Origin of the sequence: Actinomyces oris (assembly GCF_001937445.1) — a bacterium.
In the GTDB taxonomy this organism is placed as follows: Bacteria; Actinomycetota; Actinomycetes; order Actinomycetales; family Actinomycetaceae; genus Actinomyces; species Actinomyces acetigenes.
In genome coordinates, this window is the sequence record NZ_MSKS01000019.1 from 56221 (window position 1) to 71913 (window position 15693).

Consider the following 15693-nt stretch of genomic DNA (forward strand, 5'->3'; position numbering starts at 1 on the left):
AGAGATCCTCGCTGCCCCGTGCCTGCATCCGGCCAGAGGAGCCGGCAGGCACGGGTACCACTCACATGGTTGGCGGCGTCCACGCGAGCTGAAGAGTGCGCACCCCATCACGGCTGATGATTCGGGCCCGCCCAGCCGGGCCGGGCTGCGGCTTCTGCCGTCCCAGCAGCGGCCCCTCATCAGGGTTGCCGGGCAGCATGATGCCCGGCGTGGACAGATCGCTGAGTGTCTGCATGATCGGCTCGTACATGGCACGCGTCGTTCCACCGATGCGGCGCGTGAGCACGAGGTGAAGACCGATGTCCTGAGCCTGCGCCAGCAGGGGCTGCAGAGGTGCAAGCGGGTTGGAGGTATTCGTCGCCACCAGGTCGTAGTCGTCCACGAGGAGGTAGATCTCCGGCCCTCTCCACCATGAGCGGTTGCGCAGCTGCTCGGCCGTGACGTCGGGGCCCGGCAGACGCCCTTGAAGGTAACCCGAGAGGTCGTTGATCTCGGAGACGGCCATGTCGCGCACTGAGAGGTAGGCGAGCAGAAACTCCTCGGGAATCTCCCCCAGCAAGTTGCGGCGCAGGTCGATGGCGAGAATCCGCACCTCATCGGGCGTCTTGCCGCGAATCAGCTCGCGGGTCAGAGCGCGCAGGAAGGTGGTCTTCCCCTTCTTGGCGTCACCGAGCACGATGAGGTTGGGATCCTGCTCCATGGCCAGCGTGACCGGCTCCAGGCGGGCCTCGTCGATACCGATGACGGGGCCGGCGTCGGCGGGCACCATGGCCTGGAGCTCAGCCAGGTCGATCTGGGTCGGCAGCAGGCGCAGCTTGGGACCGGGCGCTCCCTTCCATGCACTGGCGAGCTGCTGGCAGGCGTGGTGAATCCCCTGCGCCAGGGTGGAGTCGTCGTGGTTGCCGTCAATACGCGGCAGCGCCACGAGCATGTGGCGGGCCTGTCGATCCAGGCCGCGCCCCGGTCTGCCCTCAGGCACCTGGCGGGCGATCTTCCGATTGATCTCTGAATCCGCGGGGTCGCCCAGGCGCAGCTCGATCCGAGTTCCGATGGCGTCACGAATCGCCGCTCGCAGGTCCATCCACCGGTTGGAGGACAGGACGAAGTGCACACCGAGCGCCAGTGCGCGCGGTGCCAGATCCTGCACCTCCATGGAGATGTCCTCGAAATCGGTCCTGAGGGTGGCCCAGCCGTCAATGACGAGGAAGATGTCTCCGTACCCGTCGTCGACACGCCCCGCAGCCCGCTCACGCCGATACGTCTGAATCGAGTCGATTCGGTTGGCCCGGAAGTAGCGTTCGCGATCGTCGAGCAGGGAGGCGATCTCCGCCATGATCCGAGCCACGATGTCCGGCTCATCGCGTGTGGCCATTCCGGACAGATGGGGCAGGTCCAGCATCGTCGAGAAGGTTCCGCCGCCGAGGTCGATGACATAGAACTGCACCTCGGCCGGCGTGCGGGTGAGAGCCAACGACATGACCAGCGAACGCATTGCCGTCGACTTTCCGGACAGGGGCCCACCGACGACGGCGACGTGACCACCGGCACCCGACAGATCCACGGTGAGCGTCTCGCGACGCTGTTCCAGGGGGACATCCGTGACGCCCAGGGGCGCCACGAGGTCGCCCCTCGCCCGCCATGACGGCGAGGTCAGGCCCAGGTTCTGGTCAACCACCAGATCGGACATGAGAGCGTCAAAGGTCTCGCTGACCTCAAGCGGCGGCAACCAGATCTGGTGAGCCGGGATGCCGTGGCCGGCCATCCGGTCCACGGCGATGTCCATGGTGGTGCTGTCGGCGTAGACCTCGTCCTGCGGGAATGCCTCGGGCTCGGGCGCAGCGGTTTCCTCGGCCTCGACGGTCACTTCCTCGTCGGGGATCTCCACCTCGACGTCCTGGGCGGTGAACGGCAGGATCTCGACGGCACTTCGTGCCGTGTCGGCCGCCTTGGCGACTCCCGGCAGCTGCAGCGCCCGCGAGGTGCGTCGGGCCGGAGGCTTGCCGGCGACGTAGGAAGCGCGGAAACGAGTCATCGTCTCGGTGTCGCTCTTGAGATAGCCGCTTCCCGGCAGGGGAGGCAGGTGATAGGCATCCGGGGACCCCAGAACCGTACGGGACTCGCTGGCGGAGAAGGTACGCAGACCAATGCGGTAGGACAAGTGCGAGTCCAGACCGCGCAGGCGCCCCTCCTCCAGTCGCTGAGAGGACAGGAGCAGATGCATCTGCAGCGATCGTCCCAGTCGACCAATGGCCACGAAGGTGTCGATGAAGTCCGGCTTGGCGGACAGGAGCTCGGAGAACTCGTCCAGGATGATGAACAGCGCCGGAAGCGGGTCGCCGTTGTGCTTGCCCTTGACCCGATCCTGCTCGTAGTCCATGACGTTGGCGTAGTTTCCGGCGTCGTGCAGCATCTGCTGACGACGATTCATCTCGCCGCGCAGCGCCTCAGCCATACGGTCGACGAGCCCCAGCTCGCTCTCCAGGTTCGAGATCATCGCCGAGACGTGCGGGAGCTCGGACATTCCGGCGAAGGTCGCTCCACCCTTGAAGTCGACCAGGACGAAGTTGAGCTGGTCCGGCCCGTGAGTGAGGGCCAGGGCCAGCACGAGCGTGCGCAGCACCTCCGACTTACCTGAACCAGTGGCGCCCACGAGCAGACCATGGGGGCCCATACCGTTCTCCGCCGACTCCTTGATGTCGAGCGCCACCGGCTCGCCCTCGGGCGTCACCGCGAAGGGCACGTTGAGGCGCTCAGCGCCAGTGCGCTTGACCCACTGGGTGTCGGGGTTGAAGTCCCTCACGTCTCCCAGGTGCAGGAGCCGCAGCAGGTCCTCGGAACGCTCGGGATCGGAGGTTCCCACTGGGGCTGAGGGGGTGACGTCCTCCCCGACCGTCTGGTAGCGCGCCACCAGCCGGCGGGCGACGGCCTCAGCGCCATTGATGCTGATGGAGTCGGCCAGCGCCGGACTGGGATCCTGGCCGGCGAGCTCGACGTTCATGGGGACCGCTGCCTCGTCGGGGGTCTCGCTCAAGACGGTCTCGGACTGGCTGTCGGAGGGGCTGAGGACCAGGCGCAGGCGGTTGGGCAGGACCAGGGGATGCTCCACACGCTGAGCGAAGCTGATGACGGTCACGCCCTGGAGCCCGCGATCCGCTGTCAGCGGCGAGCTGGGAGGGAGCGTGCCACCGTCGACCAGGACGATGATGTGAGGCAGCGGAGGCTCCCCCGCGGCGGAGGAGAAGGTGCCCCGCGCACTGAAGTCCTCGGGCAGCTTGTCCGTGAGCTCGTCCAGGGAGTGCGCTATGAGCCGTGATGGCCCGACGGCGTCCGCCACGGAATCGGACCAGGCATGGGGCGCCCACTTCACCCAGTCCCACTCGGGTTCCGTCTCCTGGGAGGTGAGGACGGCCAGTCGCACCAGGGCGGGTGAGGTCAGAGCCAGGATGTGCGAGAGCATGGCCCGCACCTGGGCGCGAGCCTCGCTCAGCGGGCCGACCACCTCGATGTGGGAGAAGGCGCTCAGCTCGATGCCGAAGGGGAGGGCGTCCACCTCGGTGTGGGTGGTGACGAAACGGTGCATCGCTGACAGGCACACCGGGTCCGGGGTGCTCAGAGGGCCGACTTCCTCAGCCTCGATGGTCGCCGCCAGCGGCTGGGAGGAACGCCCCAACCTCACGAGCAGGTGGTCCTGCCCCTGGCGCCGTTCCCACACCCTGGCCCCGTGCTGCACCAGGTACGGAAGGGCCTCCGGCTCGGGCAGGTGGTTCACAGCAGTGCGGCGCTGGTTCTTGGCCGCCTCCCGGACCTCGGAGCGCACCTCTGAGATGTAGCCGAGGTACTCGCGGCGCTGGTTCGTGACGTTGTTACGGTGCTGACGGATCTGGCGGTACACGTTGAACACGGCCATCGACAGCATGGCCACAACCATCCCGCCGCTCGTGAGCAACATTCGCGTGTTGTTGTTATTGGAGATGGCCATGAACACCATGACGCCCATCGAGCCGGCCATCGGCAGCACCATCGTCAGCGAGCTGGTGGCGTCCTGCGGTGTGATGGCGTTGGGCGGGGCCTTGAGCTCGATCGTCTCGGTCGACGCTTCGGAAGTGTCGATGGTCACGTTCTGCTCCTCGGTGTTCATGAGGGTGGGAAGGGTGTACTGCACGTGGGACGACAGGTTCGACTTCGTGAGAAGTAACCGACCGAGGTGAAGCCCACCCAGCCGGGTGCTGACGTCATAGTATCGATAGAGTCACGGTTGTCTGCACCTCGGCTGACCTTCTCTCCCCCAACCCTCTCGGAGTACTGATCCTCGGATGAATGCGACCAGCACCCGCGTCACCCTCGTCCACGAGGGCGAGCGGCTCGACATGGCGGCACGCACTGGAGTACCCATTGGTGCGCTCGTGCCTCCGCCGAAGGCGCACCAGCCCAGCGGGTTCCTCATCGCAACAGCCGACGGGACAGTGGTGGACGCCGAGGCAGCCGTGGGAACCGACGTCCTGGAGGGCACCGTCCTCGTCACCACACCGGTTCGGGCCGACCTACGGAGCTACAAGATCGCGGACGCCGGCCTCGAGAGCGCTCTGCGCGCATCAGTCGGAGAGACGGCCTTCGTTCTGGTGTCCGTTCTCTGCTTCTTCTTAGGGGGGCTGCCGCCCTTGATCGGGCACGGTCAGCTTCTCTCGACGGCATTGCAGATCGCGGGAGCCTGTCTTCTGGTCATTCTTCTGGTCTCCGCGGCCTTCAGGCCCGCCAGACAGCGATCGGCGGTGCGGGAGGCCCTGGGCGCACTAACCGTTCCCCTGGCGGGGGGAGCGGCAGGCGCTCTTCTGGCGCCCGTCTCCAGCCCGGACTCCCGGTTACTGGTCGCGCTGCTCGCCATGTGGGGCACGGGAGCTGCGGCCCTGCTGCTGTGGATCGCCCGCAGGGGGGCTAGTGAAGCAGTTTCAGCGGGCGCCTGGCTCTTCCTGGCCACCGTCGGGACGATCGTGCCGGCTACGGGAATCTCGCACGTTCCCGTCCTGATGGTGCTCATGGCGGTGGGAGCCGTTGGCGGACTGCTGATCCCGGGCTTCGCCGTGCAAGTCCCCAATCAGCAGCTGCTGGATATGACTCAGCTGCGAGTCATGGGGCGTTCTGTGCGCCAACCCACGATGCCCCCGTCAAGAGAGGTGTCTCCTCGCTCCGTCTCGCGCTCCGTGGCTCAGACAACGGTGTCCTCGGTCGCGCTGGAGATCGCCTTCGGGAGCCTGGTGCTACTCAGCCTGCCGACGGCGATCCAGACCGCGTTGGCCGACGGCGTGACGGCCTGGGGGGCTCGGGTCGAGATCGTGTGCGTCATGCTGCTTCTGCTGCTACGCCCGCGTACCGCTCACTCGCGAGTGCTGCGCCTCACACCAAGGCTGGTCGTCGCCGTCGCGATCGTCCTGGCGCTGGTTCTGCTGTGGATCGATGGCGGCGCGGGAGTCATCACACGAACCTGGAGCCAAGTAGTCGCTTTCATCATTTTCCTCACAACAGCGGGCACTTTCGCGGTAGGGATGTTCCTCAGTACCGTTCGGTCGGCATGGTGGGGTCGACTTGGTGACATCTTCCAGACCCTCGCCGCTGTGGGGATTCTCCCCTCGGCCGTGATCGCAGCAGGACTGATCGACGTTATGAGGCAGCTATGAGAATCATGTCGACCTCCGTCGCACGTGCGGCGAAGCGTGCGCGCACTCGCAGCGACTGGCGTCCTCTTACCACCGGAGAGGCGGTGGCCGCTGCCGTCGTCGACGTCCTCCTGCTGATCGTCGTCGTTCTCGTCCCGATGCTGGCACTCAACGTCAAGGCACTGCCCTGGATTCTGCTCGCTCAGGTGATCGTGGCTCAGAGCCTGGTTCTTGCACGTTTCGGGAGAACAGCCGGGTTGGCAACAGTGTCGGCCACTGTGGTGGTCCCGCAGCAGGGAGCCGCCCCGGGGATCGGGCGAGCCCTGGTGAGAGTGCTTCTGCCCTTCCTCCTCCCCTTCCAGATCAACCCCCACAGGTCGGCGGGTCAGTCCGACAAGGATCGGGAACGCCTTCTGGATCGTCTCACCGGGACCTTGACCGTGACGCGGCGACCGATGCCGGAGCAGGCGCAGCCAGGTGCTGCGAGGCGGACTCACACCAAGCCGCGTGGCAACAGGCGCAGCCCGAAGCCTGCTGCAACGCCGCCTGTGGCTCCCGAGGTGATGACTCGAGGACCTGCGCAAGACGGGCGACGGCACCCCTCCGCCGGCCCCATGGCCACCGGCGCGCCCACGTTTCAGCCCCCGGCGCAGCCGGCGCCACTTGTGCACGAGCGCCCCGATCTGGCCGGCCCGGCCTACACGGGAGGGTTCGCCGGAGCTGGCGTGCCGGCGGGCCCCACACTGGTTGCCGCCTCCAGCTCAGGTGCTGCTCGGTCGCGCTTCGCGCCACCAGTGGCGTCTCCCGCACCACCGCCTTCCACGGCTCACTCTCCCGTGGCGCCGACCCCGCCTCCGGCCTCCCTGCCTCCGTCCTCCGTCCCGGCGGCGCCCGACTCCTCCCCGATCACTCCGTCAGTGTTCGCCGCCCCTTCCGGTCCTCCGACGTCGTCGATGCCCACCGGGCCCGGTTCGCACGCTGCGTCGGCACCACCCAGCGCCCCGGCCCCTCAGGCTCCAGCTCAGGCGAGCCATTCTCTACCGCCGTCGCTACCGCCACGGATTCGACCGGCTCGGCAGCAGGCGGCATCCCCGCTGCCCCCAACGGGGGGTTCTGCTCCGTCTGCGGCCAATGGAGCGCACGCCGCTGCCCCCGGGATCCGCAGCGGCGCCCCGGATGCTCCCGGTGGACCGGTTGGCCCACAGAACGCTCAGCTCCCGGTGATACCGCCCTCGTCAGCCGCTTCCGCCGCTTCTCCCTCTTCGCGGCAGTACCCGCCGACGCCTTCGGTCTCTGGAGCACCGGATTTCTCTGCCCCCACCGGACCGTCCTCAGCGCAGCACGGAGATCGCCGACCGAAGACGATCTGACAACCGGGCCGCGCGTTCCTCCATACAACACGACGGTGCTCTGAGCCTTGAAGGCTCAGAGCACCGAGGGGATGTCGGGACAACGACCGAAAGATCAGGTGAAGCAGGTAGCAGACTTCTGGTCACAAGATTGGTAGTCACCCTGGGAGGTACTCACGTGGGTGCCGAGCTGCTGGGTCAGCATCTGCTGGCGGCTGATCGCGTCACGGCACTGCGCCATAGCGATGGTGTACTGCTGCTGCGCCTCACCGGACCAGCCACTCTGGGTGGGGCGAAGCTCAGCATCCATGGTATCCAGATCGGATGAGGATTCAGAAGAACGCCGGTGCATCTCAGCGGCAAGCGTCTGCAACCCACTGTGCCTAACGAGAAGGTCTTCATTACTCGTCATAACTATCTCCTGCGGTGAAATCAAGTGTGTTGGGTCAAGGACAGTAAGGTCGTCAGGTAAGGTTGTGGTAGTTGCTGGCGGCCTCAGAGCCGAGACGCTGGGCTCCAGCCGCAACCTCCGAGTCGGCGCTCGCCATCGCAGTACCGGTACTCCGCAGGCCATCCGAGAGCCTCAGTAGCGCCTGGTCGATCCGGCGGGACTCCTCCATGAACTGCGCAACAACCTGGGCGACGGCGGCCGCCCCCTGCCCGACCCAGCTGGCCTGGCACTCATCAGCGGCACTCTTAACCTGCATAGCGATCGTACTCTGATTGGCGCGATGATCATCCACCGTCTTGGCCGCCGTATCAATGACGCCGGCCTCAGCCTTCATCTGCTCGGCCATAAGACTCCTTTCTCCGGGCTGCTCGCGGCAGCCGCTGTGGGCGAACAGCATCGACCAAGACCGTGCGCCGACGGCTTCGAACTGGCCCATGCTGCTCTCTGGCCCGCCCAGCCTAGTGCACAACAACCGATCGTGGCATTAATTCACGTAATGTGATCGAGATCAGTGTGGGCAGTCTCGCCGCATGAGCCCGCCCCTGCCCCCTAGTCCTGACACCCGATTCGTGATCTACGATGGGGTGTCGCGGCTGCATCCGCAGCCGATGATGACTCGCCCTCGTCCCGTTCTCCAGGAGAATCGCCTTGCCTCCTCCCGCCTCGCGTGTTCGGCGCAGCTCCTCCCTCATGCCCGTCACCGTCGTCTACGAGCGCATCCCGGTGGACATCTCGCTGCCGGTCGATCTCCCCCTGGTCGAGGTGGTTCCAGCCCTGGCGCAGAAGCTTGAAGGGCTGGGGGAGGAGGCCTCGGCTTACGGCATGTGCTTGACCACGCAGGCGGGTCGTGTTCTCGACGACTCCCTGTCACTGGCGAATCAGCGCGTCGGCGCAGGCGACGTGCTGACGCTCGACCTGCGCAGCACAGAGGCGGAGCACCGCTACGACGATCTGACCGAAGCGGTCGCCGCCGCAGTGGAACGTCAGCAGGTCGCCTGGGACCCCAAGGACACGCTGACCCTGTCGGTGGGAGCCACGTGCCTGCTCTTCACCGCAGGAGGCGCCCTGCTCCTGCGCCAGGGGCCCGGAGGATGGGTGACCCCGGCCTGCGCGGCGGTGGCGGCGGTGCTGCTGATCCTGGCCGCGCTGGCCATCAGGCAGATGAAGGAGAAGGGGGCCTGGGCACTGGTCATCACGGCGGCAGTACTCGCCGGCGTGACCCTCCACACCGGGTTCCAGGGACCGCCGACCGGACTGAGGATGGCGGCCGCGGGCGCCGTCGGCGCCTCACTCCTGGGCGCCTGCATACCGTTGCTGGACCGCGATCGTCCGCTGCTCGCAGGCCCCCTGCTCGTGTGCGTGGCCATGATGGCCACGGGGCTGGGGACCCAGGCGCTCGGCTACCGGTTGGCGCCGGTTCTCGCTCTGGTCAGCGCGACCGCTGCCGGCATCTCGCTCCTGACCCCGTGGCTCGCACTCGCCTCAGTCCCAGTGACCATCAGCCTGCCCAACCAACCAGAGGGGTATCACCGAGCCGAGGACGAGGGGCCGATCAAGGCGGCGCTGACATCTCGCATCCTGAACATGCACGGGCTGGTGCTGTCCGTGCGCATCGCCTGCTCGATGATCGTGCTGGTCTCGGTCCCGGCTCTCGCCTCGGTCGGATACGACGGCGTCGCCCTGGTCGCCGCCATCGCGGTCGCCGCGATGCTGAGCACGCGTGCGGTTCGGTCACGGGCGGACGTGACGGCCGGCGTCGTGGGCGGCATGCTCATTTTGGCGACGCTGGTGCTCGTGATCGTCCTCAAACAGGCCGACGTCGTGATGCCCATGGTCGTGCTGGTCGGGGTCGTGGGCCTCGTGGTCCTTCTTCTCAATGTCCTCGGGCCCACGTACCGTCCGAGGCTGGCACGCCTCACCGACGTCATCGAGATTCTGGTCCTGCTGTCCATCGCACCCCTGGCCGCCCTTGTCATCGGAGTGCTGTGATGGCTTCCAATAAGGACATCCTCAGTGCGCAGCGGTTCAACCGCCAGCGCCTCGTCATGGCCTTCAGCGCGGGGACGCCGGGGGGCCGGGAGGTGGAGCCGCGCAACATGCTCCGACCAGTGATCGGCGGGATCGCGATCGCGCTGGTCATCCTTCTGGTCTCACTGGTCATCGGTCGATTCACCTCCCCGCTGCCCAATGACTGGCAGAACAACACCCTCGTTATCGTGAAGAACGAGGGGACGCGCTACGTGACCATCCGCGGACGTCTGCGCCCGGTCACCAACATCGCCAGCGCCCGCCTCCTGTCGGACCCGGGCTCCTTCAAGCAGACCACCGCCGGCGCCGACACGCTGAACGGCATCGAGAGGGGCTCGCAGGTGGGGATTGCCGACGCCCCGGAGTCACTGCCCACAGCGAAGTCCCTGGTGCCCCGGGGATGGGCCGCCTGCTCCTCCACCGCGGGCGCGACCTCGACCTTCGTCGGCTCAGCGCCCTCGGGCATGAGCTCGGTGGGGCATGCGCTGGTGGCTGTGGGGAAGACCCACTATCTCATCGCCAACGGCCACCGCTACCCGATTCCCTCCGAGAACCTGGACGCCGCCCTCCACGCCCTGAATCTGGACACCGATCCCGTCGTCCCGGTCGACGCCACCTGGATCAACCTCTTTCCCCAGGGGAGCACGATCAAGCCCTTCTCTCTGTCGGACGCCGGCACCCCGGTGACCACCCTGTCCTCCTCGATCTCCAACCCCATCGCCGGCTCCCTGCTCGTGGTGTCCGACGGCTCGGGGGCTCAGCGCCACTACCTGGTACGAGCCGACGGCCGGGTCGCCCGCCTCAACGAGGTCGAGCTCGCGATGTACAAGCTCGGATCCCCCAACGTCACTGAGCAGCAGGTCAACGCCTCGGACCTGAGCCAGGCCAGCACGACGACGTCGTCGGCCCCGTCCGACTGGCCCGACACGCTGGGCAAGGGCACCACTGAGAACCAGAGCGCCTGCGCCGTCCTCCAGGTGGACGCCTCGGGTCAGATGACCTCGACGATCAACGCAAGCAATCAGATCGACAAGGGCGGCGTGACAGTCAAGGGGGGAACGGGCGCTCTGGTGCGAGCGACCTCCGGTGGCTCCGCCGGCCAGGTCTTCCTACTCACGGACGCCGGTCGCGTCTGGGCGCTGGGAGGCACCACCGCTGACACGGTCACGCAGCTCGGCTACACCATGAGCAACGTGTCCAGCATTCCCTCCCCGTGGATCTCCTTGTTCCCGGCCGGGCCGGAGCTGTCGAAGGCCGCCGTGTGGAAGGGCGTGCAGGACAAGTGAAGCGTTCCCCGCGTCGCCTGGCGGCATGCGTTCCCGCGGTGATCCTGTTGGCCGCGTCGCCCGCCGTGGGGACGGCACCACTCGCCGGCTCCGCTGCGGTCTCGGGCGTGAGCGGCGTCGCCGGCGGTGCCCTCATGCCCCGGCTTCCCATGCCCGACCCCCAGCCGGCCTCAACGCAGGAAGCCGCCCCCGCCCCGCAGGATGCGGCGACCCCGGCGCCCTCGTCCGCACCGTCCGCCTCATCGGAGCAGACCGCGACCGCCGCCCCGCAGGTGCAGACCGGCCCTCCGCCGATCGACACCGAGGTCGCCGACTGCCAGCGGGGGGAGGGGTCACTGCTGACGACCAGCCCGCCGGTGTTCAAGCAGATCGGCGTGGAGCGGGCCTGGGGCGTGACAGAGGGGCAGGGCGTCGTCGTGGCCGTTGTCGACTCCGGCGTGGATGCGAACAACCCTCACCTTCAAGGGGCGATGACTCCGGGGGTCGATCTCCTGGGCCGGGGGGACGGCCAGCGCGACGACAGCGGCCACGGGACCGCGGTGGCGGGGATGATCGCCGCCCGCCAGGTGGAGGGCTCCGGCGTCGTCGGGATCGCCAAGAGCGCCACCATCATGCCGGTACGGGTGTACCAGGGGACCTCCGACGACCAGATGAAGAAGGGCGTCGGCCCCACGCCGACGCGCACCGCCGAGGGGATTCAGTGGGCCGCTGACAACGGGGCCAAGGTGATCGTCGTCGGCCACATGCTGACTCAGGATGAGCCCGAGGTTCAGGCGGCGGTGAATCACGCGACTGAGGTCGGGGCCCTCGTGGTGGCCGGAGCCGGTGCCGTGGAGAGCACGAAGCGCCCGAGCGGGGGTGCGACGGCCTCCACCCCACCGCTCGCAACGGACGCGAACGGGGCTGAGGTGCGCTACCCGGCTGCCTACCCGAGCGTCCTGGGGGTGACGGGCCTGGACGCCAGTGGCGGCGTCTCGAAGAACATGCTGCACGGCTCTCACGTCGACGTGGCGGTTCCCGCCCAGGCCGTTCCCACCACGTTCCTCGACGAGGGGGACTGCCTGGTCTCCCGGAACAGCCCCTCCCCCGCCTTAGCGGCCGGGTACGCCGCGGGGGTTGCGGCGCTCGTAGTGGCCGCACACCCGACGGAGACGCCGGCGGACTGGAAGTACCGGTTGACGGCGACGGCGATCCGGCCGGAGCCGGCCAAGTCCAGCCCGGAGACCGGCTGGGGGCTCATTGCTCCGTATGCGGCACTGAACTTCGTCAACGACGGTACGGCGGTGGGGCCGGAGAACCCACGTGGCGCCCACCCGGTGCCGACGCCGTCTCCGAGCCCGTTGAAACCGATCGTTCCTGACCCTGCGCCGTGGCGCCGGGCGCGGCTCGCGGGGGGCATCGGGGCTGCGGGATTGGTGGCGCTGTCCTTGGGGCTGGTGGCCAGCAGGATTCGAGGCCGGAAACAGCCCTGAGAGTGGCTACCCGAGCTTGCTCACTGGAGGGGCCGACACAGCTTTTATCACCACCATTCCTATCGCATCTAAAACGCTTCATTATTACCGGCTCGTAGCAGATCTCCGCTCGGGATGTCGAGGAAGGTGGGGAGTTATCCCCCTGTTATTTACCCAACAGTTTGATGGGAGGCTCCCGCATCCGGTTTGCAGTTAGGGTGGGGCTCATGTCTGATCGGTTGGTTGAGGAGCGCTTGTCTCGGATTGCTGAGCAGGTCGCCCAGGCGCAGCGCAATAGCGAGGCGACTGAGCGGGTGCGTGAGCAGGCCGACTCGCTGGAGGTCGAGGGCACGTCCAAGAGCGGCGAGGTCACGGTGGTCGTTGACGCCGCCGGGCGCGTGCGGGATGTGCGTTTCACGGCGGCGAGCCAGGTGCTCAATCCGTCCCAGCTCTCCACAGCGGTCATGGAGGCCATCGACACCGGCCGCCGCGACGCGGCAACCAGGATCCGTGCGATCGTGGATCGTCATATCGGTGTGGATACGGGGCTGGGCCAGGCGATGCTGGAGGCCTACGAGCAGATGGCCGGCCCCAAGGTGGGAGCGACCCGGCGTGCCCAGCAGGCCGAGGAGAGCCGCAACAAGAAGCGCAGCGCGCCTCCCGGCCTCGTCTTCCCGGGCATGTAGCCCCGGGTGGCCTTCGCCTGCTCAGCACGATCTGGGCGGGCAGGGCGGTACTGACTGTTCTCGACAGAATCACATCAAGGACACGAGAAGGAAGAAAGGGCCTGTAATGGCGGATATTCGGGTTAACGGAGAAACCTTGTGTTCGGGGGCAAAGGATACGGATGCGGTCGCTGCTGGCGTGGCTCAGGCCCGGGACGCTTCCGGTGCGGCACTGGCGGATAACGCGTTCGGCATCATGTGCTCACCATTGTTCCTGCCGACCTACACGTTGGTGAAGACGGCGGCCGACCTCATGATGGTCTCGGCCGAGAAGGGGCTGCGCAACAGCGCTACGGGCCTGCGGGGCGTTGCCACCGCCCTGGAGGGAACCGACTCCAACTCCGCCGCCGGTGCGCGTCAGCTGAGGCCGTGATCGACGATGGGTAACAAGCTTGTCGCTGAGGTTAAAGAGTCGGAAACCGTCTGGTCTGGTTCTCGTCTGATTGAGGACGGTTCTGATCTTAAGGAGGCGTTTGAGTCCAAGAGCTGGGTCGCCGGCGGCCTGGGTGCGGTGGCCACGGCCTTTGACGCAGCCGCAGCGGTGACGGATCCTCTGGGTGAGGCACTGTCTGCTGGAGTGGGATGGATCATTGAGCACCTGGGGAGCCTCAACGAGTGGCTCAATGAGCTCACCGGTGACAGTGACGCGGTGGCTGCGGCTGCCTCGACGTGGACGAACATCGCCACCAAGCTGAGCTCGTGCGCCAGCGACCTGGACACGGTGTGCTCCAGCCGTCTGGCCGGTCAGGAGTCCCTGGCGGTGGCGACCTTCAAGACCCTGCAGGCCGGATCCGCCTCCCACCTGCGCATGACCGGCGAGCTGGCCGGCGCGATCTCGGGCGGGCTGACGGTGGCCTCGATGATCGTGCGCATGGTGCACGACATGGTCCGCGACGCGATCTCCGACGTCATCGGCAAGCTCGCCTCCAAGGTCGCCATCGGGGTTCTCACCGCAGGCCTGGCCGCCCCCTGGGCAGTGAGCACAGCCATCACTGAAGTCTCCTCCTGGGTAACCCGCCTGTCCAAAGAGGTAGCCGACGTGGTCCTGTCGGCCAAGAACCTCAAAGACCTTCTGTATACGGCAAGAGCTCTGTTCGATGACGTAGCTACAAGTTTTGCCCACATCCCATCTAAGATCGGCGAGAGCCTCGCCAGCATTCCCACCAAGGTCGGCGAGACAGCCTCCAGGGGGATGGACAACCTGGCTAGGGGCGCCGACCGTCGCATCGAGAACCTTTTGGGTATTGTGGACCAAGTACGCCCACAGCCTCTTTTGGTCACCCCCAATGGACGAACCATGACTTTAGCCGAGCGTTGGCGCATGCTACGTCAGGCCGACACGCCCAGATACGGTGGAGGCGGCAGCGGCCCCCGGGGCGGAAATAGCACAAAGAGCGTCCCCGTCAAGAAGTCACAGGAGGCCTTCGACCGCGCCCAAGAAGCCAAGCAAGAGATTTCTCGCAGAAAACGATTGTTCCTCAATAAAACAACTTCTTCCGATCATGTGGAGACACTCAGCGGGTGGAGCATGAAAGAACGTCCCGAACGCTTCCAAGAGCCTAACATCGACGAGGTTCTCGCTAAGCAGGAAGAGATCGGCCACGACGTGAGACGAGCCGGAGCGCTTGACCATGGTGTAGACGGTCAGTACTATGCCTCACATGCGGAGCGTCAGCTTTCCATCAATGCCGAGGAACCTTACATTGGCGTTTCGAAAGTCTGCTGCAAGAACTGCCAGCAGTATTTTTCGAAGCTCGCTCAGCACGAAGGGCGCGACTGGTATGTCACAGATCCGAAGGGGACGTTGGTGTTCGGCGCTGACGGTTCGGTAGTCAGACAGAAGTGACACTGTTCAGATTCAGAATTGATAGCGGAAGTGGATTGAGAGAGGTTGTTGTTGGATGATTGATATGGGTGCTGTACGCGTGGAGGTCGATGCGGCTCGTGGTGAGCTGGTCGATGCGGGCAATGTCAAGGGGATCCTGAGTCTGCCGGCTCGCACACGCATCTGGCGGGCGATGCTCGACCCCCAGGACGCTGAACGCTCCTACCGGTGCCGCACGGAGCTGAAGATGGCCTGCCTGCGCCGCGTCCTGCCCCTGTGGGAGCGCGCCTTCCCCGGCGACGACAGGGTCCAGGAGATGCTGAACCTGACTCAGGGCCTCATCGACGCCAGCCAGGACCCCGACGACGCCGAGATGACCAGCGACGAGTTCCTGGCCGACGTCTACGACGAGATCGAGGACTTCGACGCCGTCACCCAGCCTGCCGCGTTCGTGGCCAACGGCGCCGTCAGCCTGGTCGGCTCAGCACTCGACCGCAGCCTGGACTTCGACGTCGTGGGAGACATCCAGGACGACGACGAGCTGCTGCCGGACTCCCTCGAGACCAGCTACTGCTGCGCCAGCGCCGCAGCCGGGGCACTGAACTGGCAGCCGCTGGAGGACACCAACGTCGATGCCCGCCGCGCCTTCTGGCTGTGGTACCTCGACGAGGCCATCCCCGCAGCCCTCCAGGCCCAGTGACCACACAGTGACCGCCAGCCGGGCTAACCGGCATTCGACAGGAGGAACCAGATGATCGACATGGATGCCGTGCGCGCTGAGGTTGAGGCGGCTCGTGCTGAGCTGCTCGATGAGGAGGACAACCCCAAGGCGATCCTGTCCCTGGGGACCCGCAAGCGGGTGTGGCGGGCCATGATCGACTCCGAGGACCCGGAGGCCTCCTACCGTCGTCGGATCGAGCTGAAGAT

At 66.6% G+C, this 15693-nt stretch carries 11 protein-coding genes; 8 read left to right on the forward strand and 3 right to left on the reverse strand.

The features are described 5' to 3' along the window. Window positions 1–61: 61 nt before the first annotated feature. Window positions 62–4138: a type VII secretion protein EccCa gene (eccCa, locus tag BKH20_RS06565; protein ID WP_075390426.1), complete on the reverse strand. Its 4077-nt coding sequence runs from the start codon at window positions 4136–4138 to the stop codon at window positions 62–64. A gap of 175 nt (window positions 4139–4313) precedes the next feature. On the opposite strand from eccCa, the gene BKH20_RS06570 reads away from it, so the two are divergent. Beyond that, entirely contained in the window at window positions 4314–5672 is a 1359-nt protein-coding gene (locus BKH20_RS06570) for a hypothetical protein (RefSeq protein WP_075390411.1), read from the forward strand. A 1443-nt stretch (window positions 5673–7115) separates the two neighbouring features. Here BKH20_RS06570 and BKH20_RS06575 read toward each other — a convergent pair. After that, on the reverse strand, window positions 7116–7412 hold the full coding sequence (locus BKH20_RS06575) for a WXG100 family type VII secretion target (RefSeq protein WP_075390412.1): 297 nt from the start codon (window positions 7410–7412) through the stop codon (window positions 7116–7118). Between the two features lie 52 nt (window positions 7413–7464). Next, on the reverse strand, window positions 7465–7797 hold the full coding sequence (locus BKH20_RS06580) for a WXG100 family type VII secretion target (protein WP_075390413.1): 333 nt from the start codon (window positions 7795–7797) through the stop codon (window positions 7465–7467). 302 nt (window positions 7798–8099) lie between these two features. On the opposite strand from BKH20_RS06580, the gene BKH20_RS06585 reads away from it, so the two are divergent. The 7 genes from BKH20_RS06585 (at window position 8100) to BKH20_RS06615 (ending at window position 15466) form a co-directional block, all read left to right on the forward strand. Continuing rightward, window positions 8100–9440 carry an EsaB/YukD family protein gene (locus BKH20_RS06585; protein WP_081381630.1) on the forward strand — a complete coding sequence of 447 codons (1341 nt, stop codon included), beginning with the start codon at window positions 8100–8102 and terminating at the stop codon, window positions 9438–9440. After that, entirely contained in the window at window positions 9440–10765 is a 1326-nt protein-coding gene (eccB, locus tag BKH20_RS06590) for a type VII secretion protein EccB (protein WP_075390414.1), read from the forward strand. Before BKH20_RS06585 ends, eccB begins: the two co-directional genes overlap by 1 nt. Beyond that, window positions 10762–12237 (forward strand): S8 family serine peptidase, encoded by a 1476-nt coding sequence (locus BKH20_RS06595; protein WP_075390415.1) that lies wholly within the window; start codon window positions 10762–10764, stop codon window positions 12235–12237. Before eccB ends, BKH20_RS06595 begins: the two co-directional genes overlap by 4 nt. A gap of 206 nt (window positions 12238–12443) precedes the next feature. Further along, the gene (locus tag BKH20_RS06600; protein WP_178388570.1) at window positions 12444–12902 is read left to right on the forward strand and encodes a YbaB/EbfC family nucleoid-associated protein; all 459 of its coding nucleotides are present in this window, start codon (window positions 12444–12446) and stop codon (window positions 12900–12902) included. A gap of 178 nt (window positions 12903–13080) precedes the next feature. Continuing rightward, window positions 13081–13314, forward strand: coding sequence for a hypothetical protein (locus BKH20_RS06605; protein WP_143224958.1), 234 nt, complete (start codon window positions 13081–13083; stop codon window positions 13312–13314). Between the two features lie 6 nt (window positions 13315–13320). Beyond that, on the forward strand, window positions 13321–14787 hold the full coding sequence (locus BKH20_RS14665) for a hypothetical protein (protein WP_256693062.1): 1467 nt from the start codon (window positions 13321–13323) through the stop codon (window positions 14785–14787). 64 nt (window positions 14788–14851) lie between these two features. Further along, window positions 14852–15466 (forward strand): Imm5 family immunity protein, encoded by a 615-nt coding sequence (locus tag BKH20_RS06615; protein ID WP_075390418.1) that lies wholly within the window; start codon window positions 14852–14854, stop codon window positions 15464–15466. Window positions 15467–15693: the final 227 nt, after the last annotated feature.

What these genes read in the sequence shown, in the direction of transcription:
- BKH20_RS06570 (WP_075390411.1), top strand. Translation starts at nt 4,314, where the DNA reads ATGAATGCGACCAGCACCCGCGTCACCCTCGTCCACGAGGGCGAGCGG.
- BKH20_RS14665 (WP_256693062.1), top strand. Translation starts at nt 13,321, where the DNA reads ATGGGTAACAAGCTTGTCGCTGAGGTTAAAGAGTCGGAAACCGTCTGG.
- eccB (WP_075390414.1), top strand. Translation starts at nt 9,440, where the DNA reads ATGGCTTCCAATAAGGACATCCTCAGTGCGCAGCGGTTCAACCGCCAG.
- BKH20_RS06615 (WP_075390418.1), top strand. Translation starts at nt 14,852, where the DNA reads ATGGGTGCTGTACGCGTGGAGGTCGATGCGGCTCGTGGTGAGCTGGTC.
- BKH20_RS06575 (WP_075390412.1), bottom strand. Translation starts at nt 7,412, where the DNA reads ATGACGAGTAATGAAGACCTTCTCGTTAGGCACAGTGGGTTGCAGACG.
- BKH20_RS06600 (WP_178388570.1), top strand. Translation starts at nt 12,444, where the DNA reads ATGTCTGATCGGTTGGTTGAGGAGCGCTTGTCTCGGATTGCTGAGCAG.
- eccCa (WP_075390426.1), bottom strand. Translation starts at nt 4,138, where the DNA reads ATGAACACCGAGGAGCAGAACGTGACCATCGACACTTCCGAAGCGTCG.
- BKH20_RS06580 (WP_075390413.1), bottom strand. Translation starts at nt 7,797, where the DNA reads ATGGCCGAGCAGATGAAGGCTGAGGCCGGCGTCATTGATACGGCGGCC.